Origin of the sequence: Maribacter aquimarinus, from assembly GCF_047345505.1 — a bacterium.
Classification (GTDB): domain Bacteria; phylum Bacteroidota; class Bacteroidia; order Flavobacteriales; family Flavobacteriaceae; genus Maribacter.
Genome location: NZ_JBLFEO010000008.1, coordinates 66118 through 90181 on the forward strand (window position 1 = coordinate 66118; position 24064 = coordinate 90181).

Genomic DNA, 24064 nt, shown 5'->3' on the forward strand with positions numbered 1-24064 from the left:
AATACAAAGAAGGCACACCTTTTGATAAGATAAATCATTATTTTGCACCTTAGAAAAACACCCATGCAGATACGCAACCACATTATTGAAAATTTGCCCGTTTTTGAAGTCGGGGAAACCTTTGCCAATATGTTGTCCTTCTTTAAGGACAGCACGGCCTCCCACGTGGGCATTGTGGAAGGGGGCCGCTATTTGGGGATGTTCCCCGAGAGCGATGTGGCCTTGGTGGATGCCCAGGCCAAGATTGCCGACTACCGTTATGACCTGGAGACCTTTTTTGTCAAAGAGGAGACCAATTGGCTGGATGTCATGGAGGTGTTTGCCCGAAACGATGCCAACCTTGTTCCCATTTTGGGAAAGGAGGAAAACGTGGTGGGCTACTACGACCTCACCGATATTGTTAGCATCTTCATAGAGACCCCGTTCTTTACGGATCCGGGCAACATCTTGGTGGTGGCCACCGGCATCAAGGACTATTCCTTTAGCGAGATCGCACAGATCGTGGAGAGCAACAACGCCAAGTTCCTGGGCGGCTTTATCACCGATACCCAAAACGATGTGGTGCAGGTGACCATTAAGATAAGCACGGCCAACTTCAACGAAGTGGTCCAGACCTTTAGGCGCTACAACTACCACATACTCTTTGGCAACAGTGACGACCAGTTCTTGGAGGATCTGAAAAAGCGTTCCGCTTACCTGGACAAATACCTAAACGTTTAGGATGAAGGTCGCCATCTACGGACAGACGTACCAAGACACTGCCCTGGATTACCTGGAGGCCCTGTTGCAGGAACTGGAAAAGGAGCGGGCACAGGTGTTCATGGAGGCCGAATTTTACGCCATGTACCTCGCCAAGGGCTACAAGACCAGCTACGCCACCTTTACCCTGCATACGGGTTTGGACAGCAGTTTTGGCATGTTCATCAGTTTTGGCGGAGATGGCACCATTCTCAGGGCCACCACCTTTGTCCGGGACCTGGGCATACCCATTGTTGGGGTAAACACCGGCCGGCTGGGCTTTCTCTCCACCTTTAACAAGGAAGATGTGAGACGGGTGGTGCTGGAGTTCGTAAAAGGGCACTATACCATAGTGGAGCGCAGCTTGGTGCAGCTCAACACGGCCTCGCTGGAGGCCCAGTTCGGGGAGCTCAATTTTGCGCTGAACGAGATTGCGGTGAGCAGAAAGGACACCACCTCCATGATCACCGTGGCCACCTATTTAAACGGGGAGTACCTTACCTCCTATTGGGCAGACGGGCTCATTGTGTCCACCCCTACTGGCTCCACCGGCTATTCCCTGAGCTGCGGGGGCCCGGTAGTGGTGCCCACGGCCAAATCCTTGGTGCTCACGCCCATTGCCCCGCACAATCTCAATGCCAGGCCCTTGGTCATTTCAGACGATACCCTGATCAGGCTGGTGGTCTCCGGGAGGGAAGAGAACCACTTGGTCTCCTTGGACAGCCGCATTGCCTCCTTTGAGAACGGTCAGGAAATAAGCATTAAAAAAGCGCCCTTTACCATTAAGATGATAGAGTACACCTCCGAAAGTTTTTTAAAGACCCTGAGAAATAAACTGCTGTGGGGCGAGGACAGGCGCAATTGAGCTTCCCGTAAACAATAAAAAGCGCCAAATCCTGTTTACCTTTTGGAGTTGGCAATGCCCGTTCCCAACCAAAAAAAACGAAAAGGAAGTTGTAGCTATCTATGAGGCAGTATATTCTTTTATTTCTTCTTGGCACCGTGGCAACGCTGCAGGCACAGACCTATGAGATCGGCGCTTTTGTGGGGGGTGCCAACATGATTTCCGATGTGGGCAGGACCAATTACATCCTTCCCACGGACGCCGTCTTCGGGGGTATCTTCAAGTGGAACAAGAGCAAGCGCTATGCTTGGCGCGGCAGTCTCCTCTACGGCAATGTCACCGCGGACGATGCCCTGGCCAGCGCCACCTCCAGGCAGGAGCGCGGTTATGTGGTCAACAACAACATTTTGGAGGCCTCCGCCGGGCTGGAGTTCAATTTTTTGGAATACAACCTGCACAAATTGGGCCCGGCCTTTACGCCCTACCTTTACACCGGGGTCACCTACTTTAGGTATGGCTACGACTACTTCAACAATATAGGCGAATTCGTGGATGCGGACCAGACCGATGGCGCCTTTGCCATACCAATGACGGCCGGAATAAAGGTTCGTATCAATCAGTTTCTTATTTTTGGGGCCGAAATCGGTGCCAGATATACCTTTACGGACAATCTGGATGCCAGCAATCCCGTAAAGCTGAACGTTGGGGAGTTTTTTGACCCCGCCTTTGGCAATGTGTTCAATGACGATTGGTACGTTTTTTCTGGCGTTACCTTGACCTACACATTTGGCAGAAAGCCCTGCATGGATTGCTTTGAGTAAGCAAAAAAATGGAAACATTGGAAGATATTGTGGCGCAGAACCTGCCCAAGCACGTGGCCATCATCATGGACGGCAACGGCCGTTGGGCCAAGCAGCAGGGCAAAAGAAGGGTATTTGGCCATGAGCACGGGGTAAAGACGGTTAGGCGGGTGGTGGAGCAATGTGCCAAGATCAACATAGAATACCTTACCCTCTACACCTTTTCCACCGAAAATTGGAAAAGGCCAAAATTGGAGGTGCAGACCCTGATGCGCCTTTTGGTCTCCTCCCTTAAAAAAGAGCTCAAGACCTTTCACAAGAACAACATTAAATTGAATGCCATAGGCAACATATCGGCCTTGCCGGCCAAGGCCTATAAAGAGCTTCAGGAGGTCATGGAAAAGACCTCCGGCAACACGGGAATGACCCTGACACTGGCCCTTAGTTACGGCTCCCGGGAAGAATTGCAGTCGGCCGTGACGGCCATTGCCACCAAAGTTAAAAATAATATAATTCTCCCCGAAAATATTGATGAAACCATTATAAATAACCATCTTTACACGCGAAATTTGCCAGACGTGGACCTGTTGATTCGTACGAGTGGAGAACATCGGATCAGCAATTTTTTATTATGGCAGATCGCGTACGCCGAGTTGTTTTTCACCGACGTATTTTGGCCAGATTTTAAAGAGCATCATTTGGTAGAGGCCGTAAAAAATTACCAGAACAGAGAACGAAGATTTGGAAAAACTAGCGAACAACTTACCTAAGGGTAGGCAACGCCCCATTTTCCCGGGGCATTTTATTCTTCTACTGGGCCTTTTTTTCACCACCCTTTCATTTGCACAGGATTTTGTTGTCGAGGACGGCAAGAGCTATATTTTGGGCGGGTTGCAGGTTACCGGTCTGGAGAGTTACAACGAACAGACGGTGAAGACCTACACCGGCCTCCGGGTGGGGCAGCCCATTGTCCTTTCCGGCGATCAGCTCAGTGGGGTGATCAAAAAGCTCTGGGGCCTGGAACTCTTTACCTCCATTGATTTCTTCATTACCAATGTGGAGGGCAATACCGTTTTCCTGGAGCTGAACATCATAGAGCGCCCCACCCTCACCGATGTGAAGTTCTTTGGGGTCAAGGAGCGCAAAGTGGATGAGCTGATCAAGGACACCGACCTTAAAAAAGGGAAAAAGATCACCGAGAGCCTCATTGCCAATACCAAGAACTACCTCACCAACAAGTACAAAAAGCAGGGCTTCCTGAACACCAAGGTGAACATTGCCACGGCGGTGGACACCTCGGAGACCAATGCCCGCAGCATGGTGGTGAGCATAAAAAAGGGCGATCGGGTAAAGGTCAAGGAAATAGATTTTACCGGGAACGAAATGCTCTCCGATCGCAAGTTGCGCAAGGCCCTGAAAAGCACCAAACAGAAACTGCTGGGCAGGTTCTGGAAAAAATCGAAATACATAGAAAAGGACTACCAGGAAGACCTGGAGCTTTTGGTGGACAAGTATGCCGAAAACGGTTTTAGGGACGCCCGGGTGGTTTCCGACACCCTCATTAAACTGGACGAGAACAACATTAGGCTGGAGGTCGCCGTGGAGGAGGGAGACCGGTACTATTTCGGGGACATAGACTTTGTGGGCAATACCGTCTATACGGACCGGCAGTTGGCCCAGGTGCTGGGCATAAAGAAAGGGGCCACCTACAACGGGGTGCTCCTGCGCGAGCGCATTGCGGACAATACCAAGCCAGATGCGGCGGACCTGACCAACCTGTACCAGAACAATGGCTACCTCTTTTCCCAGATCAACCCGGTGGAGGTCTCCGCGGCCAACGATACCATTGACTTTGAGATCAGGATCATTGAGGGCAAGGAAACCTTTCTGGACCACGTGACGGTAAAGGGAAATGAAAAGACCAATGACCACGTGATCTATCGCGAACTGCGCACGCGTCCGGGACAGCGCTACAATAAATCGGACATCATCAGAAGTGTTCGGGAACTGGGGCAACTGGGCTTTTTTGATGCCGAGCAGATCGCCCCGGACGTGCTAAATGCCAACCCCAACGAGGGCACGGTGGACCTGAACTGGGACCTGGTGGAGTCCGGCTCCAGCCAAATAGAACTGCAGGGCGGTTATGGGGGCGGGGGCTTCATAGGTACCCTGGGCCTCTCCTTCAACAACTTTTCCATACAGAACATCTTTAAGGGGGAAACCTACAAGCCCGTGCCCATGGGAGACGGGCAGACCTTTGCCCTGCGCCTGCAGGCCAGTAGGACCTTTAGGGTCTATAGCCTTAATTTTTCCGAGCCCTGGTTGGGTGGTAAAAAGCCGGTGCGCTTTAACCTGAACCTCTCCCGGACCCAGCAGTTTTTGGCCGATTTTTCCCGTAGGGGCCGGATAGAGATCGACAAGGAGCGGCAGTTCAGCATTACCGGCATTACGGCCGGTCTGGCCAAGCGGGTACAGTGGCCAGACGATTTTTTTACCATTTCCCACGCCTTGGGCTACCAGTTGTACGATTTTAGGAACTATAACATTGGCCTGTTCAATTTTGGGAACGGGAAGGCCAATTCCTTTACCTATACCTTGGGCATCTCCAGGAACGCCCTGTCCGGTGGCCGTATTTTCCCCAGGGGCGGTTCCAATTTTGAGATTACGGGCAAGCTCACCCCGCCCTTTTCCCTCTTCAGCGACAAGGATTTCAAGGCGCTCACGGCCACCAGCAATGAACTAACGGAAAAGCGGGACAGCGGTCTGGCCCTAACCCCCGCAGAGGTACAGGCCCTGGAAAACGCCGATCAGGAACGCTTTAGGCTGTTGGAGTACTACAAGCTAAAGTTCCGGGGAGATTGGTACACCTCCCTGGTGGGCGATCTGGTGCTCCGTACCAACGCCGAATTTGGCTTTTTGGGCAACTACAACCCCGATATTGGCAATGTGCCCTTTGAACGCTTCTTTGTTGGGGGCGATGGGCTCAACAACTTCACCCTGGACGGGAGGGAGATCGTACAGCTCCGGGGCTATGAGAACCAATCCGTGACCCCAGTGGATGCCAATGGCAGGCCGGAAGGGGGCACCATCTACAACAAATTCTCTCTGGAGCTGAGATATCCGCTCACCTTAAAGCCCTCCGCATCCATTTTTGGACTGGCTTTTTTGGAAGCGGGCAACGCCTTTAGCAATTTTCAGGAATTTAATCCGTTTCAATTAAAACGATCGGCCGGTGTGGGGCTGCGGATCTTTATGCCCGCGTTTGGTTTGTTGGGCATAGACTTCGGGTACGGGTTCGATGAGGACCTAAGACCGCAATCTCAGGGACGAGGTCCCAGTGGTTGGCAAACACACTTCATTATCGGTCAGCAATTTTAGGGAATTGGCGCAGGGACATTCAGAAATCATCCTAAGTTAAAGGTGAGCGCACCTATGGGCACGCGGTTTGTTCTTCCCGATTTTTTGTATTATGTTGATGAAATAAAAGACCACATTGGCTTTCAAGTTCCCAAGAAATGGGCGTCTTCGCGGCGGTTGTCCATTTGTTTTGGAAAAAGGGAAAGCAAGCGGCTTTTTATTTTTGGCACGATATTTTCTATTGCATTAAACGGAAATTAAAATGAAGTTAAGCAAAAACGTTCTTGTTCCATTGTTGGCCTTCTTGGCCACCCTTCACATTACCGCCCAGCGCGGCGTGCGCATTGCCTATGTGGACATGGAATACATTTTGGAAAATGTGGAAGAGTACCGGGACGCCAACGAGCAGCTGGCCAGTAAGGTGGAAAAATGGAAAGTGGAAGTGGAACAGCGCCAGCGCCAGGTAGAGCAGATGAAGAAGGACCTGATGGCAGAGAAAGTGCTGCTCACCCCAGAGCTCATTGAGGAGCGGGAAGAGGACATTGCCATCCTGGAGCGAGAGACCATAGCCTACCAACAGGACCGTTTTGGGCCGCAGGGCGATCTGGTGCTGCAAAAAGCCCGCTTGATTCAGCCCATACAGGATCAAGTGTTCAACGAAGTGCAAAAAATAGGGTCCAATAAAAGATATGATTTTATTTTTGATAAATCTGCGGATGTTGTAATGTTGTACTCCGAAAAAAGGCATGACATCAGCGACCAGGTCCTCAGGGCCATTTCCCGGACACGGAAGGTGAGCAAGCCCAAGGACAACAAAGCGGAACGGAACCGGTTGGAAGCCTTTGCCAAGGAAGAGGAAGCGGCCCAGGAAGCAGAGCTTTCCGATGCGCTCAAGGAGCGCCTGGAACGTGCCCAACAGGCCCAAGAGGCAAGGGAGAAGACAGTGGAAGAGCGGCGTGCCGAACAGTTGCAGGCCCGGGAGGCGCGCAGAAAGGCCTATGAAGAGCGACGCAAAAAGTTATTGGAAGAACGTGAGGCCAAAAAGAAGGAAAAAGAACAACAACGCGGAAAGAGTGCTGAAGAGAATGAAAATGATTAAATTGAAAACCATTAATTGAAACTCAAATTAAGTATTAAATTGTAACGTATGAAAAATGTAAAAAGAATGGCCGTGGCCTTGGTATTGTTTGTGGCCGCAACCAGTTTTGTAAACGCCCAGAGCAAAGTGGCGCACATTGATGTAACAAAACTTTTGGCCGATATGCCAGAAATGAAGGCGGCCGAAGCGGAGCTGAAAAAGCTCTCCGAGACCTACCAGGCCGATATCCAAGCCTCCATGACCGAGCTGCAGAACAAGTTTACCCAGTACCAGAACGAAGCGCCCTCCAAATCCAAAGAGGAGAATGACAAGCGCGCCGTGGAGCTACAGGGAATGGAAAGGACCGTGGGCGAGTTTCAGCAAAACGCCCAAAAGGAAATCCAGGAAAAGCAGGCAGAACTGTTTGCCCCCATCTCGGAGAAGGCCAAGGCGGCCATAGAGCGCGTGGCCACGGCCCAAGGTTTTGACTATGTCATTGACGCACAGCCCGGATCGGGCCTTATCGTGGCCAAGGGTAAAGACCTATTGGCAGATGTAAAGAAAGAATTGGGCTTCTAACTAGACTTTCACCATTAAAGCAAAACCGCCTATCTGGGCGGTTTTTTTATGTGAGAAGTTTTCTTTTGATGTTTTGCCACCGCAAGGAGCGCACAAAGTCGCCCTCCGGGGCTCCAATGAGGAAGGGAAGCTGTTTTCTCCTGGCTGCCATAAACCCGGAGAGGTTTTCCGTGAACGTCTTCCACCGGCCCTGTTTCAAGGCCATTTTCAGCGAGGCTATGAGGGTTAGGCCCAGGCCATAGCGCATGCGGTACATGGCCTGCCCTTGCAGTCCCCTGGCCCTGGGGTTGTACCCCGATCCCGTGGGCCTTAGGTGCTTTACGTGCAGCTTGGGGTCCGTGTGCAGCTCAAAGCCGTGGTACTGCGCCAGGAGTTCATCCACCGTGTCCCATCCCATGGCATTTTTGAGTCCGCCAATGGCCTTGAAGCAGGCCTTGGAATAGGCCTTGATGGCCCCGCGCACGTGTTTTTTGTCCATGGGGTGGTTAAGGCGCCATTCCCCCTGTTGGTCCTGCTCGTAAATGAAACCGCCGGCCACCCCAATTTTAGGGTTGTTGCGGAAGGCGTTGGCGATGCGCTCAAAATAATCATCGGGCAAGAGCACATCGGCGTCCAACTTTACAATAAAGTCGTACTGGTCATCCAATAGCGCCAATCCCTGGGCAAAGGCGTGCACCACTTTGCTCCCCGGCATATGGGCCGCACCGGTGGCAATGGTAAGTCCCTGGAGCTGGTCATGCTTCGCTGAAAAAGTGTTGATGATCTGTTCCGTGCCATCGGAGGAATTGTCGTTCACCACCACCACGCGGGAGGGTTTCAAGCGTTGTTCCAACAGCGAGTTCAGGGTGCCCTCAATGAACTGGGCCTCGTTGTGTGCAGGGATGACAACATAGTATCGCATGGGACATCAATCGTAAAAAAATAAACGCTTTTATGGGGATGTTGTTGCTTTTCGCTCTGCGTACACCAAGTAGTACCTGGGGGTAAAACGGCGCAATAGGGGGCGCAGGCCCAATTTTTTCACCGGGTGTGCCCATTTCATCCGATCCTTGATCTCCCAGCCGCTCTTTTCCAACAGCCAGTTGAACTGCCAATCCTCAAACTCATGGTAGTGCCGGTCCCAGGGGTCGGTCTTGCTCCGGTAGGCGGGGGCAAACCAGAGGCGCAGGGGAACGCTGGCCACCAAGGAGTTCGCTTTTATTTTGGTGAGCACATTGTAGGGGGCCAGCATGTGCTCAAAGATCTCAAAGGCCGTGACCACCTCCCCGTTGAACTGGGCCACCCGGTCATGATCCACATCCAGGTCCTCGCCCTGGGTGTTGGTCACTTGGTAGCCTGCGGCGGTCATTTGCTCGGACAGCGGATTGGGCACCCCCAGATCCAGAATGCGCCTGTCCTTGGGCACATGGCGCTCCAAAAAGGCCATGGTAATGGCAAAGCGTTTGTTGGGAAATGTCTTTTCGTACATCTGTTGGGTTTTCTGGTGCGGGCCAACCCGGGACAAAAATGGCAAGTCGTCAGGGAAACACAGACCAAACCGGCTGTAAGCCACGGTCTTTTATACCCTGTACACAATGGCATTGATGTTCATGCCCGCGCCCACGCTGGCAAAGATAACAACATCTCCCGGCTCCACTTGGTGCCCGGGCAGTTTTCCTTTTCCAAGCCGGTCGTACAGGGTGGGAATGGTGGCCACGGAGCTGTTGCCCAAGGTGCCAATGCTCATGGGCATGATGTCTTTTGGCATGGCCAGGCCATAGCTTTTGTAGAACCGTTTTACAATGGCCTCGTCCATTTTTTCGTTGGCCTGGTGGATCAGTATTTTTTTTACATCGGTTATGGGGATGCCGCTGGCGTCCAGGCATTCCTTCATGGCACCGGGCACGTGGCTCACGGCAAACTCATAAATCTTTCTGCCGTACATTTTTATGTACTTGGTATCCCCGGCCTTTGGGGCGTAGGATTTTCCGTAGTACAGGAAATAGGCTTCGTCATGGGCGTAAGAGGCACTGGCGTGGCCCAAGATGCCCCCGGTACCTTCTTGTTTTGATACAATGGTGGCGCCCGCACCATCGGCATAGATCATGGCGTCCCGATCGTAGGGGTCCACAATGCGCGAAAGGGTCTCGGCCCCTATGACCATGCAATGTTGGGCCATGCCGCTCTTTATGAAAGCTTGTGCCTGGATGACGCCCTCGATCCATCCCGGACAGCCAAAGAGCATGTCATAGGCCACACATTTTGGATTTTTAATGCGCAGCAGGTGTTTTACCCGGGCGGCCAGGCTGGGCAGCATATCGCTCTGGGACTGGCCTTGGGACACGTCGCCAAAGTTGTGGGCCACAATGATATAATCCAGCTGCTCTTTGTTCAGAGCCGCATCTTCCAGGGCCTTTTGGGCCGCCAGAAAGGCCAGGTCGGAGGCGTTTTGGTCCCCTTGGGCATAGCGCCTTTCGGAAATTCCCGTAATGGCCTTGAACTTTTCTATGATCACCGGGTTGTCCTGTTCAAAGGGACTGCCGTCCTGATTCAAAAATGCGTGTTGCTCAAACTCCTCGTTTTTCACGACCTTACTGGGAACATAGCTGCCCGTTCCCGTGATTCCAATGCGCATAGACCCTCTTTTTGGTTAGTATGGCACAAGATACCTTGAACTGGAAGGAAAAGATATGCACGCATAGTAAAAATTACGATGCTCACCGGGCCCTTGTCCTTGCGGGCCATGGACTGGGAGGTGTGGCAGAAATGGGGACACCAGGCCGTAAAAAACGGACTGAAACCACTTAAAACACTGTTTTTAAGTAGGTTGCCAGTCCGTTGGTCTGTTTTGGCCCGGTATTTCGGACAGGGCCGGAAGCGGGAAACAGTCAGGATGGGATCACATTAGGCCTGGGCGTATTCCTCTATGGGCGCGCAGGTACAGATGAGATTACGGTCTCCATACGCGTCATCCACACGTCTTACCGTGGGCCAAAATTTGTTTTCCCTGACGTAGGGCAGCGGAAAGGCCGCCTTTTCCCTGCTATAGGGAAATTCCCATTGGTCTGCGGTGACCATGTCCAAGGTGTGCGGGGCGTTCTTCAGGACATTGTTGGCATCCCCTGCCTTGGCCGCTTCGATCTCTTCTCTAATGGCGCGCATGGCAGCACAGAAACGGTCCAGTTCCGCCAGGCTTTCGCTTTCGGTGGGCTCGATCATGATGGTGCCGCCTACGGGAAAGGACACGGTGGGGGCGTGAAAACCGTAGTCCATCAATCGCTTGGCAATATCGGTGACCTCTATGCCGTGCTCCTTAAAGGGCCTGCAATCTATGATCATTTCGTGGGCCGCGCGCCCGCCCTCTCCGGTGTACAGCACCTCAAAATGGCCGTGCAATTTATTTTTGATGTAATTGGCGTTCAGAATGGCGATTTCGGTGGAATGCCTCAGTCCAAACTCCCCCAACATTTTTATATAGCCGTAGGAAATAAGGCATACCAGGGAAGAGCCCCAAGGCGCGCCCGATATGGCCGTGATGCCCTGTGCCCCCCCCGTCTCAATGATGGGGTTGGTGGGGAGAAAGGGAACCAATTGTTCGGCCACGCAAATGGGTCCCACGCCGGGCCCGCCGCCCCCGTGGGGAATGGCAAAGGTTTTGTGGAGGTTAAGGTGGCAAACGTCTGCGCCAATGATGCCGGGATGGGTAAGGCCCACCTGTGCGTTCATGTTGGCGCCGTCCATGTACACCTGTCCTCCGTGATCGTGGATCAATTGGGTGATCTGTTTTATGGACGATTCAAAGACCCCGTGGGTGGAGGGGTAGGTGACCATAAGGGCGGCCAGATCATTGGAGTGCTGGGTCACCTTTTCGGTCAGGTCTTCCAGGTCTATGTTTCCTTTGTCGTCCGTTTTGGTCACCACCACCTTCATTCCGGCCATCACGGCAGAAGCCGGGTTGGTCCCGTGGGCCGATGCCGGGATGATGCAGATGTTCCTATGAGATTCCCCACGGGAAGCGTGGTAGGCGCGGATCACCATAAGGCCCGCATACTCCCCTTGTGCACCGCTGTTGGGCTGTAGGGAGGTGCCGGCGAAGCCGGTGATGGTGGTGAGGTCGTCGGTGAGTTCCTGCAGCATGATCTGGTAGCCTTCTGCCTGCTCCACCGGAACATAGGGGTGTATGTTGCCCCAGTTGCTGTGGCTCAGGGGCAGCATTTCACTGGCCGCGTTCAATTTCATGGTACAGCTTCCCAAGGAGATCATGCTGTGGTTCAGGGCCAGGTCCTTGCGTTCCAATTTTTTGATGTAGCGCATCAGTTCGGTTTCCGAGTGGTAGGTGTTAAAGACCTTGTTTTCCAAAAACGGGGCCGTGCGCTGCAAGTTTCCGGGGATGGCGGTGTCCCCTGCCAGTGCGGTGATGGCCTCGGGGGTTTTGCCCATGGCCTGGGCAAAGATGCCCACAATATCGTTCAGGTCGTCCAGCCCCGTGGCCTCGTTCAGGGCAATGGAGACGGTTTCGCCGTCCACGTACAAAAAGTTTATTTCCTGGGCCTCTGCAATCGGCTTTATCTCTTCTGCCTTGGCCTTTACCGTAATGGTGTCAAAATAGGCCGTATTGGTCTGGTAGAGTCCCAAGCGTTCCAGGGCATCGGCCAGGGTCACTGCGCTGGCGTGCACTTTTTTGGCAATGTATGAAAGGCCCTTTGGGCCGTGGTACACGGCGTACATTCCGGCCATAACGGCCAAAAGCACCTGTGCCGTACAGATGTTGCTGGTGGCCTTGTCCCTTTTAATGTGCTGCTCACGGGTCTGCAGGGCCATGCGCATGGCCGGTTTTCCGTCCATGTCCTTGGTGACCCCGATGATCCTTCCGGGGATGTTCCGTTTGTATTCCTCTTTGGTGGCAAAGAAGGCGGCGTGTGGTCCGCCATAGCCCAAGGGGATGCCAAAACGCTGGGTGGTGCCCACCACCACGTCCACCCCAAGTTCGCCGGGGGGCGTTAACAGTACCAAGCCCAGGATGTCTGCGGCAACGGCCACCTTGATACCGTTCTCCTTGGCGCGGGCCACGAAAGCGGCGTGATCGTGCACTTGGCCGTGCTTGCCGGGGTACTGCAGGAGCGCCCCGTAGAAGTCAGACGAAAAATCGAATGCATCGTGGGCCCCCACCACCAGTTCAATGCCCAGGGGCGCGGAGCGGGTTTGCAGCAGGGACAAAGTCTGGGGCAAAATGTCCTCGCCCACAAAAAACTTGAGCACCCCATCTTTCTTTTGCTGTCTGGAGCGCACATCGTAGAGCATGGTCATGGCTTCGGCCGCGGCCGTGCTTTCATCCAGCAGGGAGGCGTTGGCCAGTTCCATGCCGGTGAGGTCGCTCACCATGGTCTGGAAATTGATCAGTGCTTCCAAGCGGCCCTGTGCAATTTCTGCTTGGTAGGGCGTATAGGCCGTGTACCAGCCGGGGTTTTCAAGAATGTTGCGCTTGATCACGGAGGGGGTGAGGCTCTCGTGGTAGCCCAGACCAATGTAGGTCCGGAATACCTTGTTCTTTTTGGAGAGTTCCTCCAAATGGGCCAGGAAGCGGTGTTCGCTCATTGGGGCAGGGAGGGGTAGGGGCTCCTTTAATCGTATCTCGTCCGGAATGGTTTCAAAAATAAGCTGGTCCAGACTTTCCACATCTATGGCTCGGAGCATCTCTGGGAGGTCTTCTTCACGAATGCCGATATGGCGGGAGGCGAACACATCTGTCTTCATAGGGTTACGTTTTAGCCCTGCAAAATTAGCAATTAATTCCATGGCAATTAAGCCCTTAAAAAGGACAATTGTCAAACTTTTTGCACAAATGTAAGGGGTAGGCCCCGGTTTGGCTACATTTGTTTAATGAATGTCCTTGGGCGCCTCTTCCAGTTTTATCTAAAGGCCAGTGTTCACGTGGCCCTAGCGGCGGTTTGCCTTCTGGCGGTTACCGTAAAAAGTTTAAACATTTCCTTCCCGGTTTACCTGGGCAGCTTTCTTTTTTTGGCCACGGTGGCATGCTATAATTTTGTTAAATATGGCCTGGAGGGAAAGAAGTATGCCCGTTATGCCGGTGGTCTTGTGCGGTGGATCATGGTTTTCAGTGTTTTGGCCGCTGTTCTGGCCCTTTATCCCCTTTGTTTTTTAAGCCCTGAACTTTGGTGGCCCTTGATCATCCTAGGGCTGTTTTCCGGGCTTTATGCCGTGCCGGTATTGCCCAAAATGGGGAATATGAGAAGCTGGGGCGGGCTTAAGATCTTCATTGTGGCCCTGGTCTGGACCGGGGCCACCGTGTTCTTGCCGGTGCTTGAGGCCAACGTCCAATGGTCTTGGGATGTGGGCGTGATGGCGGTGGAGCGCGTTCTTTTTGTCCTGGTGCTCTTGCTGCCCTTTGAGATACGGGACCTGCCTTACGATGAGCCGTCGCTCCAGACCCTGCCACAGCGTTTTGGGGTTAGGGGCACCAAAAAATGGGGAGGGGTCATGGTGCTCTTGTTTTTCCTGTCCCATTTCTTTCGGGACGGGCTGGAGGTCCCGCAACTGTTGGTGCACGGGACCATCACCTTGGTGCTACTGGGCATCCTTCTGGGCACCAAAACGGAACAAGGCCCCTATTTTGCCTCCTTTTGGGTAGAGGCCGTGCCCCTGTTGTGGTACGCGCTGCTGTTGTGGGCCTCTTGGCTTTGGTGAGTTCGTGGGCGGCCGGCCCTATTTTTTTAGCAGTGCCTTCATTTTCTCTTTGTCCTCTTCCTTTAGGCTGTACAGTTTTGCCTTTTCACAAAGGGTGGTGAGCTTGGTGTTCCTTTCTGTGGCCTTGGCACAATTTTGGCAGCGGTATAGGTGGTACCTCAATTTCAGGATATCCAGAAAGGAGGCCTCCCCATATTGGGTTTTATTGCAGATCAAGGTCGCTTTTTCACAAGAAATCATCATCAAAACCATTTTTCGTTAAGGCATGCCATCAAGGAGGTCCTGGCCCTATGTATCATCACCCATAGATTGGACGAATTTATTTCGAGGTCATTACAAATAACTTCGGTGCTCATGCCCTGAATGGTTTTCATGGTAAACACCAAGGCTTGTTTCTTGGGCAGTTTGGCAATGCATGCCTGGATCGCCAAGCCCAGTTCCTCATTTTCCATGGCACTGCTGTCTAGCGTACTGAACGGGTCCGCCACCTGCTCCTCCAGCCAATCTCCCTCCGTTTCGTTCTGGGCGCCGTAGCCCATGCGCACCTCTGCCTTGCCTTTCTTGGAATTGCTTTTGCGGTAGTGATCGATCACTTTTCGCTTTAATATGGCCACTAGCCAAGTGCGTTCCGTGGCATCTCCCTTAAAATTTTTTGCCGACTTCAAGCCGGCCAAGAAGGTCTCGGACACCAGGTCCTTGGCCACTTCGGCATTGCTCACGCGGCCCACCGCATAGTTAAAAAGGTAGTCGGCATAAGCGTCCACCCATGCTTCGGGATGTAACTGATGTACTTTCATTTTCTTTTCCTGCACTCCAAAAATAAGTGGTTTTGATTAAACCACCCGTTCCTTTTTTCTTCTTGTCCGGAATTTTAAAAAAATCTGGGATAGGTTGGCCAGGCCGTTTGGATCCTTGCCACGGAACAAAGGCCACCGGCGGGGCATCGACCTAAAAAAAGAAGTTCGGAACAGCCGTCTCCATCGGAAGGCGGTTTCAACAAAATTCGTCTTATCTTGCCGTTTTAAGTGAAAAAAGATGACAGAACAAGCGATCAGGACCACCGTTGTTGGCAGTTACCCCTTTCCGGGGTGGCTGGAATTTGTTTCAAAAAATCTGGATCAATTTGGTACGCCAGATATTGAAGAGGCCATTGAAGATGCCGTGATTGCCGCCATCCACGACCAGACCGCGGCCGGACTCGATGTCATCACGGATGGCGAGCAAACGCGGTTGGACTTTAACCTTTCCTTCTACGGCTTTATCAATGGCATTGAGAACAACCCATCCGATACCCGCAAGTTTGGCCCGGCAGCGCACGATCAAAGGGGCAAGAACAATATTGTTGGGGAATTGGGCGCGCCCAACGGTTTGGGTGCGGTAAAGGAATTTGAGCGGTTGAAAAAACTGGCCCCCAAGGGCCCGGTGCTCAAGGCGAGCATCCCGGGGCCGTACACCCTGGCCGGGAGGTTGCTGCCCAACCAGCGCTACAAGGACCGCTACGCCATTACCGAGGCCCTCTTGCCCATGGTGCGCCAAGAGCTGGAAGCGCTGGTGGCCGCCGGATGTACGGAAATTACGGTGGACGAACCCTCCATGAGCTGTTATGCCTATAAGGCCGATACCCAACGTTTTGTGGATATTTTTAACCGGACCGTGAGCACGGTACAGGGAAAATGCCACCTGAGCACGCACCTCTGTTTTGGCAATTTTAAGGGAAGACCGGTGGGGTACAGGAGCATTAGGCCCATGCTGCCCGATTTTTTGGATTTCAATGTGGATGAGATCCATATTGAAATGGCCAACCGGGAGTTTTCCGAGTTGGAGCTGCTGGCGCCCTTTGCCGAGAAAATGAAGGTGGCCGTGGGCATCATCGATGTTAAGAACTATTACGTGGAATCGGTTGAGGACGTGGTGGAGCGCATCCAAAGGTGTTTGGAGCATGTGCCCGCCGAGAAATTGTCCGTGGCCCCGGATTGCGGGCTGAGCCAGACCGCGCGCTGGGCGGCCAGGAAAAAATTGGCCAATATGGTCGCGGGGGCCAAAATAGTAAGGGAAGGCCTATGAAATAAGGCATAACCATGCTGGATACCAGCCTAAGTGTTGATTGGCGAATTGCACCCGCCCAAAACGGAACGGGCAGGTCTGACCTTAACAAACAAATAAATAGCAACAGATGAAAAAGCTCATTGCCGCAAAGCTGAAAAATGAACAGCTTGTACAGGAAATGAACGCGGCCCTGACGGAGACGGTGGGGTTTAGGCTTTGGTGGCTGGGGCAGAGCGGTTATGTGCTGCAATGGAACGGGAAGCGCATCGTAATGGATCCCTACCTCTCCGATTCGCTTACCAAAAAATATGCTCACACCGAGAAGCCCCATGTGCGGATGAGCGAACTGGTGCTCAGGCCCGAATTGTTGGAAAACGTGGCGGTGGTGACCTCCAGCCACAACCACACCGACCACTTGGACGCGGAGACCTTGGTGCCCATTTTAAAGAACAACCCCAATATAAAGTTCATTGTGCCAGAGGCCAACCGGGCGTTTGTTCAGCAGCGGGTGCAGTGCGATCTGGACTTCCCCGTTGGCCTTAACGATGGGGTGTCCGTTACGGTTGATGGGTTTACCTTTACCGGTGTCCCCGCCAAGCACAATGAACTGGAGCGGGATGCCAACGGCCAATGCCGGTACTTGGGCTACATTGTTCGGTTTGGCAACCATACCGTGTACCATAGCGGCGATACCCTTTGGTTTTCCGGTATGGAAGACCTATTGCGCCCCTACGGCATCGATGTGGCCCTTTTGCCCATAAACGGCGATCGGCCGGAGCGCAGGGTGGCCGGAAACCTGAACGCCAAAGAGGCCGTTGCCCTGGGCAAGGCCATAGGTGCTGATCTGGTGGTGCCCTGCCATTATGATATGTTCACTTTTAACACCGCCAACGTAAGCGATTTTGTGGCCGAGGCCAAAGCACAAGGGCAGGGCCACCGGGTATTGCTCGGGGGCGAATGTCTGCACATGCCCTGACGGGATACCGGCAGTGTCACCTATTTCCTTTTGGGGCCATGTGTTGATGGCAATGCCTTTTCCCGATCCCTTTTTATCTTTGCCAAAAAACTGAGAAGGACATGAAGAAGGCCCTTTGCTTTTTAACCCTCTTGCTGTTGTATGTTGCCTGTATGCGAACCGGGCATCGCAAGCAGATGGCCCAAGTATCCAAAGCGGAATTGGAGCGCGCGGTTTTGGTGGATGTGCGTACGCCCGAGGAATTTGCCGCTGGCCATCTGGAGGGCGCCCAAAACATCAATTGGCATGATGCCGATTTCCCGGACCGGATCCGGGACATGGGCAAAGAGGACACCATCTATGTATATTGCCGTGTGGGCGGCAGGAGCGCCAAGGCCCAGGCCAAACTAAGGGAAATGGGCTATGAGAACGTCATTGATCTTACCGGGGGCTATGAGGCTTGGCTGCAACGGGAAAGCCGGCCTTAGGACAAAAGGTCTGCCAAGGCTTCGCCCAGTTGGGGGTACTTAAAGCGAAATCCGCCGGCCAGGAGCTTTCCGGGCACCACGTTCCTGCTCTTCAGTACCAGTTCCGTTTCCGTGCGAATGAAGAGGGCCCCGATTTCCAAAAGCCATTTTGGTGCCGGTAGGCCAAAGCCAATGCCCACCGCTTTTCGCACCTGCTCCATCAATAGGCTGTTGGTGGTGGGCTTTGGGGCCACCAAGTTCACGGGCCCGCTCAGGTGGTTGTTTCGCAGGATGAAGTCAATGCTGCGCAGAAAATCGGCCAGGTGGATCCAACTGAACTTTTGTTTTCCATTGCCCTGTTTTCCGCCCAGGCCCATTTTTGCCAAGTTCCTTATGGGTGTTAGGGCGCCACCGTTTTTGCCCAGCACAATGCTGGTCCGTAGGGCCACCTTTCTGGTTTTTGGGGTGTTTCCCGAAAAAAAGGCGGCTTCCCAGGCCTGGGCAACGGACACGGAAAAACCTGTACCAATTTCGCCGTGTTCCTCGTCCATTTCCATATCCAGGGAGTGTCTGTAAATGGTGGCGGTGGAGGAGTTGAGCCAGACGTGGGGCGGGTCTGTGGCCTTGGCCACGGCTTGGTTGAGCACACGGGTGCTGTCCACACGGGAATCCATGATAAGGTGCTTGTTTTTAGCGGTATATCTGCAATCTACCGATCGGCCGGCCATGTTTATGAGGACATCGCAGCCGTCCAATTCGTACTGCCAGTCGCCCAGGGTTTTGGCATCCCAGGGCACGTAGCGCACGGTGTTTGTATTTTCAATCGTGTTTCGGGTAAGGACAACGATGTCCTCAAATTTGGTTTTAAAGTGGTCAACAATGGCATTTCCCAGAAAGCCACTGCCTCCAGCGACGACCAATTTTTTCATGATGTTCATTTTTAAAGGTTAAGGAATTGATACAGGTTGCGCACAAAGAGCCAGGTGTACACCAGGGCGAACAGGGTAAACAGACCGTTCATGAAATAGCTGCCCACTTTAAAAATGCGTTCCTGTGGAATCTGGTACATGGGGTAATAGGCAATTTGCGTGGCCACCTTGCCCACCCAGTAGGCCCCGATCAGACCGGTAAGGGCCAAGGCAAGACTGCTGCCGTTCTGCAGGTCCAAGGGAAGCAGGATGGCAATGATCCCAAAGGAAAAGTTGAGGCCTTGGATGTACCGGCCATAGGTTTTGGCAATTTCCTGGTTCAGGGGTTTCAATTGCTTTACGTCCGTGTACCAGTCAAAGACACGGTGCCTAATGTAGGGATAGATAAGGGCCGTGAATATCTGACCGATACCGCCTAAAACAATGAGCCATGTGGGAATCTCGTTTTTCATAATTGTAAATTTTAAAGTTTCAGAAATTATTGAAATAACTATGTAAAATTTTTTATAGAAGCAGTAGATAAGTACGTATTAATTAAATAATGTAATTATATGATTATCATGCATATATAAATTTTTACAGTTGTCAGTTCGAGCGCCCGCCTACCCGACGGGCAGGCAGTCGAGGACTATTCGCGAGCCAAAGGAGGCTTCGACTGCCTGCCTCGACTACAATTCAGGCGGGCGCTCAGCCTGACATTCTGGCTATCAACTCGATTTAAAATAGGCAACTATATACTGAATCTATTTTTTTATTTGATGAGTTTTAGCAAGGACTTGGTCATCCAGTTCTGTTTTTGGTTCACCAGTTTTTCCAGCATGGTGTTGGCCGTACTGGCCAAATCGTGCAGGGCCTTGGTCTGTTTAATCAGTTCTTTGGTTGCGGCACTGCCATCGTCTTTAATGCTGCTTACCTCCTGCAAAGCTTTGATGACGGGTTTAATTTCCCTTCTACTGCGTTCCTTGGCAATGATACGGGCCAGTTCCTGCACATCTTTCTCGGTAGAAAAATATTCCTTTCGTTCCCCGGGCCTGAGTTCCTTGGTCACAATGCCCCAGTCGATGAGTTGCCTCACGTTCATGCTGGTATTGCCCCTGGAAATCCGGAGCTCTTCCATGATGTCTTCCGTGGTCAGGGCTTCGGTGGATATGAAGAGCAGCGCCTGTATCTGCGCCATGGCCTTGTTAATGCCCCAAAGGGTGCCCAGGCTTCCCCAGGTACTGATGAACTTATTCTTGGCCTCTTGATATTCCATAGGGCAAAGATAAACAATATTTTTAAAGTTTCAATAATTTTTGAAAGTTTAACATTTAGCAAGATGCGGTAGCAAGTGTATATGGGTTTTAACCCTTAAATCCGGTCAATAAGCTCCAAATGGGCATAAATTGTTTCAAAAAAGTACGTAAGTGACCATTATTTTCGTTGTATCCAAAACCCCTGAAAAAGGGGTAGTGGTAACTTTTTCCTATCTCTACCTTGCATCAGTAATTAAAACGGATTATGTCCAACCCTTTTAAGAAAATCACAACCAATGCTGAGAATTCTAAAGGTCAAATGTATGCTGAAGGTATACGGACGGAAACTTCGGTTGTCTCCAAGAGTTGTGAAAGCTGTGGCGCACCTCGACCAAAGAATTCCAACTTGGTGAAATGTGATTATTGTAAAACTCCTTTTATGGAAAATGTGCAACACTTTAAAGCGGATGTGTAACCATGGGTAATCAACAAGAACTCATAAATCGTTGGGACGCTTTCCTTAAAAAGATAGAAGCGCGTTTTAACGAATCACTGCAACATGCCGAAACTGCTTGCCTAGAGCAACTGTTTGAAACCGGCTATGACTATGAAACCGTGTACAGGTCCTGGCAGGGCATGAAAGCCCAAATACATGAACTGATACAAAAAATAGATGCCGTTTGGCACGGGAAAGTCCAACCGGAAATGCAGGCCATAGGTGATTTCTATAATGAAGAAGGATATAAAGCGAGCGAAATCAACGACCGGTTAATAAGCGAATTCTTTACATTTGAAAGGCAATTGCAAGGCAAACTATCACAGCAGTTTTATGACCATGCCATCCAAATCGCCAATAAAAAAGCATCCTGTTCGCAATGCAATGCAGACTTGGAAATCAAGAAAGATATTTTCAGGGCACAGTACATCACTTGCGGGTACTGCAATGCCGTCAATACGGTGAAACCAGAAACCAAGTTCATTAAAATTGGTTGGGGCATCATAGACAACATTGCCGCATTAAAGGCCCAGCCAGAATATGAGGCCATGGAAGAGGCGTCCGATGCATTAAGTAAGCAACGAAAAACGGAACGCGACGATCTTCATTGGTCCGCCTACGAAAATGCGTACTACGCGTATTGGGAAAAATACTTCAACGAACGTATAAAACTCAATTCCGATGCAAAAGAACGTTATGAGGCCGATATGCAACGAAAACGAACGGAGTTTGAAGCGTATAAACGGGCACAGACATCTTAGTTGGAAGAGACCAGGGACAAGAATCAAGACATAAGAAACAAGAAATAAACTGGAAAATTGATAAGTAAAAAGTAGATGGGACCAGAAGTAAGGTTTTCGATCTCACGTCTAACATCTCACATCTAAAATCCAATATCTAAAACAAACCTATGGAAGCAATAAACGGAGTAACCTTTGAGGATTGGGGCGCGGCCTGCGGCAACCTGGCAGCAGGGATGAGCGAGGAGGAAGTATGTAAAGTATTGGGCATTGAGTTGCCGGTATGGCAAAAGACAAACGAGGAATGGTCCAATAAATTGGGCGATTTAATGGCCGAGGATATGTCGGTAGCAACCACCTACGGTAACTTTTTCACCAACCCTAAAGTGGGCAAGTTTGCCGGAGAAAGTGCAGATGTACCTTCTTTGGAGGACCTTTTGGCAAAGTTTCCCGACTATGATTCGTATCTAAAAGTATCTGTCCACCAGACCCAGGCCTCACAACATGGGGTAGACCCTACTTCCGTCATTGAAAGTTATGGTCTTAACCTGCAAACATGGGGGCAATTGAATATGCATTATATGGACTGGTACCACAACTATGTTCAAAACGGAACCGAAGGTGCAGGCGAACGCCATAAGGAACTGGAGGCACTTAGGACAAAGTGGGAAACACTGTTCAAGGAAGAATATAAAAATGATGCGGTAGATTTAGGGGGAGATATTGATTTTTAGACTCGGAAGGAATACAAAAACCGTAATATGAAAGCTTTAAAGCAAGGTTTGTTGATCTATTTCATGGGTTTCTTATCCTTTATGGGGTGTAAACCCGCCAATGAAAAAAAGGCTATGGAAAAAGAGGAAAAACAACTTATTGACCTGTGCCTAACATTTGCCAAAAGAGCAGATGCTTTGGAAAAACGCGCTTTTGAAAATGGGGAATACCGCTTAAAACAATTTGTGCCCGATTTTAATACCTTGTTTGCGCAGTACGCAGATGGTACCATGAATAGAACCATTTCAGGACTTAATTTCAGAAACCCGCCAAGGTACCATGATATCAACACCGCCATACGTACAAAAGTGGCACCCCTATCGGAAACTCGGTATCAGGTTATTTTTGAGGGAGTCCAAAAATGGCGGTCCATTCGTTTTACAATCGACAAAAGACAATCGGAATGGAAACTGTTACATTTTGAAACCTATGTGGGTATTGCCAATCACGGAACGCATAAGGGAGAGGAAATTTGGTCAAAACATAAGCTTTGAAATAGGTTATTTAAACAACATGACAACACCCCAACCAAGCGCCTAAAAAATAGTGATTATGGACATTAAAAATCAAATGCGGTCGGTCATCCAATGGGAAAATCCACGGGAACACCAATTGTTTTTCAAATTCACCGATAGTGGAGATGAACTTAAGAACGCCTCCAAACTGATTTTACAGCCTGGTCAAGGCTGTATTTTCACCTATGAAGGTAAGGTTGAAGGTGTTTTTGAAGAAGAAGGGCTGTACGATTTAGAAACGGCCAACAAGCCTTTTTTGACCACCATGCGCAAATTTATGAACGCTTTTGAGAGCGAGCATAAAACGGGCATTTGGTTTTACAGAAGAGCCGATATGGTCAATGTGCGCTGGGGCACGCGAATCCCCATTACCTACAACGACCCGGTGTATGGTTTTCCGGTAAAGTTGCGGGCCTATGGCAATTATTCCATCCGCATCACCAAAGCGGAGAATTTTTTTGGAAACATCCTCGCCGGCCAGCAAGATTATTTTGTGGACCAATTGCAGGAAATTTTCTTGTCCCGCATTACACAACCGATATCCAGCTATTTGGCCAATGCAAAATTTTCCTATGCCGAAATAGATTCCAACATAGAACTGATTGCAGCTGAGGCCAAAAACAAATCGGTCTCCGTTTTTGAAGATTTAGGGTTCCAGTTGCTCGATTTCAGGATCGAAGGAAATTCCTTTGATAAGGAGACCAATGACCGTATCAATGAAATCAGTGATGTACAGGCAGAGGTGCAATCTGCCAATATTGCTGGGGTAGATTTTGCCGAACTCCAAAAATTAAAGGCCATGCGCGATATGGCCAAGAACGAAGGTGCCGCTGGTGCCGGTATGGGCGTGTTCGCAGGAATGAGCATGGGCAATGCCATGGGGCAGCCACAGCAACAGGAAAAAGCGCCGGAACCAAAAACGGATGTCCGCTCAAAACTGAAAGAGCTCAAAGAACTTTTTGAGGACGATTTAATATCCGAAGAAGAGTTTAAGACAAAAAAACAACAACTTTTAGACCTAATGTAAAGACTATGAAATCCTTGACCCTAATATTTTTAGCGGTAACAGCACAAACAGTAGTTGCTCAAACCAGTTTTAAACCTGTTGAAAAGGAGACCTTGGACCAATGGATAACCGAGGCCCGCGAAAAAAATGAGATCGCTACACAGCACCTTCCAAAATTCAGGGAAGAACATGCAGACGTGCTCAAGGAACCAGAGGATGCCAACGGAATATTTGATTATGGCCGTGTGCTGACCATGTTGCTACAACCCGCCCTATCAACGGCAACGGAAAACCCCATGTCCAAAAGCGCAAATAAAATTGCAGAAGAGGCGGAAAAAGCCTATCTCGGCGCAATTGATTTGTACAAAAACCATGGAAGGGCAAATATTATGTTGGGGCTACTTTACAATCAGCAGGGAAAATACATGTTCTCTGAAAAATACCTAGAAGTTGGCCTACAACTGGAAGAAGGCGGTGAGGATTGGATGGTCGCTGCCAATCAATATTTATTGGCCGGCGCATATACGTATAACACGGATGAAGAAAAGTATCAAGCAGTCTATAAAAAGTTCAAAGAATACGCACATACCAATATAAAGGACGGTGCCTATTACAAAAAAATGGCGGTCTTGTATGTTTCTTATTATGAGCGGTAGGTTGGTATTATATTTTTTCTAATTGCTATGCAGTCTTCGCCTGTGAGCAGGCATGCAAAACCCCTGAAACAAGGGATGTGACCTTGGTAAGAATACCCCAAATTTGTATGAAATGATAAACAGGGCATTTAGTTGGCATACAGTGCAATAATTAAAAAAAAATAC

25 protein-coding genes are annotated in these 24064 nt (G+C 50.7%); 16 read left to right on the forward strand and 9 right to left on the reverse strand.

Translation table 11 applies throughout. The features are described from left to right. Window positions 1–63: 63 nt before the first annotated feature. The 7 genes from ACKWCC_RS07720 to ACKWCC_RS07750 all read left to right on the forward strand — a co-directional run bounded on the left by ACKWCC_RS07720 (window position 64) and on the right by ACKWCC_RS07750 (window position 7396). Window positions 64–720 (forward strand): CBS domain-containing protein, encoded by a 657-nt coding sequence (locus ACKWCC_RS07720; RefSeq protein ID WP_413995340.1) that lies wholly within the window; start codon window positions 64–66, stop codon window positions 718–720. 1 nt (window position 721) lies between these two features. Further along, window positions 722–1603 (forward strand): NAD kinase, encoded by an 882-nt coding sequence (locus ACKWCC_RS07725; RefSeq protein WP_413995341.1) that lies wholly within the window; start codon window positions 722–724, stop codon window positions 1601–1603. A 101-nt stretch (window positions 1604–1704) separates the two neighbouring features. Next, window positions 1705–2403, forward strand: coding sequence for a type IX secretion system protein PorG (gene porG, locus ACKWCC_RS07730; RefSeq protein WP_413995342.1), 699 nt, complete (start codon window positions 1705–1707; stop codon window positions 2401–2403). 8 nt (window positions 2404–2411) lie between these two features. After that, window positions 2412–3152 carry an isoprenyl transferase gene (locus ACKWCC_RS07735; protein ID WP_413995343.1) on the forward strand — a complete coding sequence of 247 codons (741 nt, stop codon included), beginning with the start codon at window positions 2412–2414 and terminating at the stop codon, window positions 3150–3152. Next, window positions 3124–5760 (forward strand): outer membrane protein assembly factor BamA, encoded by a 2637-nt coding sequence (bamA, locus tag ACKWCC_RS07740; protein WP_413995344.1) that lies wholly within the window; start codon window positions 3124–3126, stop codon window positions 5758–5760. Before ACKWCC_RS07735 ends, bamA begins: the two co-directional genes overlap by 29 nt. 241 nt (window positions 5761–6001) lie before the next feature. Further along, entirely contained in the window at window positions 6002–6838 is an 837-nt protein-coding gene (locus tag ACKWCC_RS07745) for an OmpH/Skp family outer membrane protein (protein WP_413995345.1), read from the forward strand. Window positions 6839–6886: 48 nt separating this feature from the next. Beyond that, the gene (locus ACKWCC_RS07750; RefSeq protein ID WP_413995346.1) at window positions 6887–7396 is read left to right on the forward strand and encodes an OmpH/Skp family outer membrane protein; all 510 of its coding nucleotides are present in this window, start codon (window positions 6887–6889) and stop codon (window positions 7394–7396) included. Between the two features lie 46 nt (window positions 7397–7442). Here the strand turns inward: ACKWCC_RS07750 and ACKWCC_RS07755 are convergent, their stop codons facing one another. The 4 genes from ACKWCC_RS07755 to gcvP form a co-directional block, all read right to left on the reverse strand. Continuing rightward, on the reverse strand, window positions 7443–8297 hold the full coding sequence (locus tag ACKWCC_RS07755; protein ID WP_413995347.1) for a glycosyltransferase family 2 protein: 855 nt from the start codon (window positions 8295–8297) through the stop codon (window positions 7443–7445). 30 nt (window positions 8298–8327) lie between these two features. Further along, complete coding sequence (locus ACKWCC_RS07760) at window positions 8328–8864, reverse strand: methyltransferase domain-containing protein (protein ID WP_413995348.1); 537 nt, start codon at window positions 8862–8864, stop codon at window positions 8328–8330. A gap of 90 nt (window positions 8865–8954) precedes the next feature. Continuing rightward, on the reverse strand, window positions 8955–10010 hold the full coding sequence (locus ACKWCC_RS07765; RefSeq protein WP_413995349.1) for a 3-oxoacyl-ACP synthase III family protein: 1056 nt from the start codon (window positions 10008–10010) through the stop codon (window positions 8955–8957). 269 nt (window positions 10011–10279) lie between these two features. Next, a complete protein-coding gene (gene gcvP, locus ACKWCC_RS07770) occupies window positions 10280–13129 on the reverse strand; it encodes an aminomethyl-transferring glycine dehydrogenase (RefSeq protein WP_413995350.1) in 2850 nt (949 codons plus the stop codon). A gap of 126 nt (window positions 13130–13255) precedes the next feature. On the opposite strand from gcvP, the gene ACKWCC_RS07775 reads away from it, so the two are divergent. Then, entirely contained in the window at window positions 13256–14080 is an 825-nt protein-coding gene (locus tag ACKWCC_RS07775; protein ID WP_413995351.1) for a UbiA prenyltransferase family protein, read from the forward strand. An 18-nt stretch (window positions 14081–14098) separates the two neighbouring features. On the opposite strand, the gene ACKWCC_RS07780 is transcribed toward ACKWCC_RS07775, so the two are convergent. Then, window positions 14099–14323: a hypothetical protein gene (locus ACKWCC_RS07780; RefSeq protein ID WP_413995352.1), complete on the reverse strand. Its 225-nt coding sequence runs from the start codon at window positions 14321–14323 to the stop codon at window positions 14099–14101. Beyond that, window positions 14323–14877 (reverse strand): sigma-70 family RNA polymerase sigma factor, encoded by a 555-nt coding sequence (locus ACKWCC_RS07785; protein WP_413995353.1) that lies wholly within the window; start codon window positions 14875–14877, stop codon window positions 14323–14325. Before ACKWCC_RS07785 ends, ACKWCC_RS07780 begins: the two co-directional genes overlap by 1 nt. Before the next feature lie 238 nt (window positions 14878–15115). On the opposite strand from ACKWCC_RS07785, the gene ACKWCC_RS07790 reads away from it, so the two are divergent. From ACKWCC_RS07790 to ACKWCC_RS07800, 3 genes are all read left to right on the forward strand, one after another. Continuing rightward, window positions 15116–16144: a hypothetical protein gene (locus tag ACKWCC_RS07790; protein WP_413995354.1), complete on the forward strand. Its 1029-nt coding sequence runs from the start codon at window positions 15116–15118 to the stop codon at window positions 16142–16144. A 109-nt stretch (window positions 16145–16253) separates the two neighbouring features. After that, window positions 16254–17102 carry an MBL fold metallo-hydrolase gene (locus ACKWCC_RS07795; RefSeq protein WP_413995355.1) on the forward strand — a complete coding sequence of 283 codons (849 nt, stop codon included), beginning with the start codon at window positions 16254–16256 and terminating at the stop codon, window positions 17100–17102. A gap of 101 nt (window positions 17103–17203) precedes the next feature. Further along, window positions 17204–17569 (forward strand): rhodanese-like domain-containing protein, encoded by a 366-nt coding sequence (locus ACKWCC_RS07800; protein ID WP_413995356.1) that lies wholly within the window; start codon window positions 17204–17206, stop codon window positions 17567–17569. On the opposite strand, the gene ACKWCC_RS07805 is transcribed toward ACKWCC_RS07800, so the two are convergent. From ACKWCC_RS07805 to ACKWCC_RS07815, 3 genes are all read right to left on the reverse strand, one after another. Then, on the reverse strand, window positions 17566–18477 hold the full coding sequence (locus ACKWCC_RS07805; RefSeq protein ID WP_413995357.1) for a TIGR01777 family oxidoreductase: 912 nt from the start codon (window positions 18475–18477) through the stop codon (window positions 17566–17568). The genes ACKWCC_RS07800 and ACKWCC_RS07805 overlap by 4 nt on opposite strands. Before the next feature lie 11 nt (window positions 18478–18488). Beyond that, complete coding sequence (locus ACKWCC_RS07810) at window positions 18489–18929, reverse strand: hypothetical protein (protein ID WP_413995358.1); 441 nt, start codon at window positions 18927–18929, stop codon at window positions 18489–18491. Window positions 18930–19228: 299 nt separating this feature from the next. Then, a complete protein-coding gene (locus tag ACKWCC_RS07815) occupies window positions 19229–19732 on the reverse strand; it encodes a GbsR/MarR family transcriptional regulator (RefSeq protein WP_413995359.1) in 504 nt (167 codons plus the stop codon). A 457-nt stretch (window positions 19733–20189) separates the two neighbouring features. Between ACKWCC_RS07815 and ACKWCC_RS07820 the strand changes: the two genes are divergently transcribed. From ACKWCC_RS07820 to ACKWCC_RS07840, 5 genes are all read left to right on the forward strand, one after another. Further along, on the forward strand, window positions 20190–20969 hold the full coding sequence (locus ACKWCC_RS07820) for a hypothetical protein (RefSeq protein ID WP_413995360.1): 780 nt from the start codon (window positions 20190–20192) through the stop codon (window positions 20967–20969). Between the two features lie 149 nt (window positions 20970–21118). Further along, window positions 21119–21682, forward strand: a complete 564-nt coding sequence (locus tag ACKWCC_RS07825) for a DUF6620 family protein (RefSeq protein WP_413995361.1) — start codon at window positions 21119–21121, stop codon at window positions 21680–21682. A 27-nt stretch (window positions 21683–21709) separates the two neighbouring features. Continuing rightward, complete coding sequence (locus ACKWCC_RS07830) at window positions 21710–22216, forward strand: hypothetical protein (RefSeq protein ID WP_413995362.1); 507 nt, start codon at window positions 21710–21712, stop codon at window positions 22214–22216. Window positions 22217–22274: 58 nt separating this feature from the next. Next, window positions 22275–23264, forward strand: coding sequence for an SPFH domain-containing protein (locus ACKWCC_RS07835; RefSeq protein WP_413995363.1), 990 nt, complete (start codon window positions 22275–22277; stop codon window positions 23262–23264). A gap of 5 nt (window positions 23265–23269) precedes the next feature. Continuing rightward, on the forward strand, window positions 23270–23899 hold the full coding sequence (locus ACKWCC_RS07840; protein WP_413995364.1) for a hypothetical protein: 630 nt from the start codon (window positions 23270–23272) through the stop codon (window positions 23897–23899). Window positions 23900–24064: the final 165 nt, after the last annotated feature.

What these genes read in the sequence shown, in the direction of transcription:
- ACKWCC_RS07830 (WP_413995362.1), top strand. Translation starts at nt 21,710, where the DNA reads ATGAAAGCTTTAAAGCAAGGTTTGTTGATCTATTTCATGGGTTTCTTA.
- ACKWCC_RS07745 (WP_413995345.1), top strand. Translation starts at nt 6,002, where the DNA reads ATGAAGTTAAGCAAAAACGTTCTTGTTCCATTGTTGGCCTTCTTGGCC.
- ACKWCC_RS07775 (WP_413995351.1), top strand. Translation starts at nt 13,256, where the DNA reads ATGAATGTCCTTGGGCGCCTCTTCCAGTTTTATCTAAAGGCCAGTGTT.
- gcvP (WP_413995350.1), bottom strand. Translation starts at nt 13,129, where the DNA reads ATGAAGACAGATGTGTTCGCCTCCCGCCATATCGGCATTCGTGAAGAA.
- ACKWCC_RS07800 (WP_413995356.1), top strand. Translation starts at nt 17,204, where the DNA reads ATGAAGAAGGCCCTTTGCTTTTTAACCCTCTTGCTGTTGTATGTTGCC.
- ACKWCC_RS07735 (WP_413995343.1), top strand. Translation starts at nt 2,412, where the DNA reads ATGGAAACATTGGAAGATATTGTGGCGCAGAACCTGCCCAAGCACGTG.
- ACKWCC_RS07835 (WP_413995363.1), top strand. Translation starts at nt 22,275, where the DNA reads ATGGACATTAAAAATCAAATGCGGTCGGTCATCCAATGGGAAAATCCA.
- ACKWCC_RS07795 (WP_413995355.1), top strand. Translation starts at nt 16,254, where the DNA reads ATGAAAAAGCTCATTGCCGCAAAGCTGAAAAATGAACAGCTTGTACAG.
- ACKWCC_RS07720 (WP_413995340.1), top strand. Translation starts at nt 64, where the DNA reads ATGCAGATACGCAACCACATTATTGAAAATTTGCCCGTTTTTGAAGTC.
- ACKWCC_RS07785 (WP_413995353.1), bottom strand. Translation starts at nt 14,877, where the DNA reads ATGAAAGTACATCAGTTACATCCCGAAGCATGGGTGGACGCTTATGCC.
- ACKWCC_RS07815 (WP_413995359.1), bottom strand. Translation starts at nt 19,732, where the DNA reads ATGGAATATCAAGAGGCCAAGAATAAGTTCATCAGTACCTGGGGAAGC.
- ACKWCC_RS07725 (WP_413995341.1), top strand. Translation starts at nt 722, where the DNA reads ATGAAGGTCGCCATCTACGGACAGACGTACCAAGACACTGCCCTGGAT.
- ACKWCC_RS07805 (WP_413995357.1), bottom strand. Translation starts at nt 18,477, where the DNA reads ATGAAAAAATTGGTCGTCGCTGGAGGCAGTGGCTTTCTGGGAAATGCC.
- ACKWCC_RS07840 (WP_413995364.1), top strand. Translation starts at nt 23,270, where the DNA reads ATGAAATCCTTGACCCTAATATTTTTAGCGGTAACAGCACAAACAGTA.
- ACKWCC_RS07765 (WP_413995349.1), bottom strand. Translation starts at nt 10,010, where the DNA reads ATGCGCATTGGAATCACGGGAACGGGCAGCTATGTTCCCAGTAAGGTC.
- ACKWCC_RS07825 (WP_413995361.1), top strand. Translation starts at nt 21,119, where the DNA reads ATGGAAGCAATAAACGGAGTAACCTTTGAGGATTGGGGCGCGGCCTGC.
- ACKWCC_RS07790 (WP_413995354.1), top strand. Translation starts at nt 15,116, where the DNA reads ATGACAGAACAAGCGATCAGGACCACCGTTGTTGGCAGTTACCCCTTT.
- ACKWCC_RS07820 (WP_413995360.1), top strand. Translation starts at nt 20,190, where the DNA reads ATGGGTAATCAACAAGAACTCATAAATCGTTGGGACGCTTTCCTTAAA.
- ACKWCC_RS07780 (WP_413995352.1), bottom strand. Translation starts at nt 14,323, where the DNA reads ATGATGATTTCTTGTGAAAAAGCGACCTTGATCTGCAATAAAACCCAA.
- ACKWCC_RS07750 (WP_413995346.1), top strand. Translation starts at nt 6,887, where the DNA reads ATGAAAAATGTAAAAAGAATGGCCGTGGCCTTGGTATTGTTTGTGGCC.
- ACKWCC_RS07755 (WP_413995347.1), bottom strand. Translation starts at nt 8,297, where the DNA reads ATGCGATACTATGTTGTCATCCCTGCACACAACGAGGCCCAGTTCATT.
- ACKWCC_RS07810 (WP_413995358.1), bottom strand. Translation starts at nt 18,929, where the DNA reads ATGAAAAACGAGATTCCCACATGGCTCATTGTTTTAGGCGGTATCGGT.
- ACKWCC_RS07760 (WP_413995348.1), bottom strand. Translation starts at nt 8,864, where the DNA reads ATGTACGAAAAGACATTTCCCAACAAACGCTTTGCCATTACCATGGCC.
- porG (WP_413995342.1), top strand. Translation starts at nt 1,705, where the DNA reads ATGAGGCAGTATATTCTTTTATTTCTTCTTGGCACCGTGGCAACGCTG.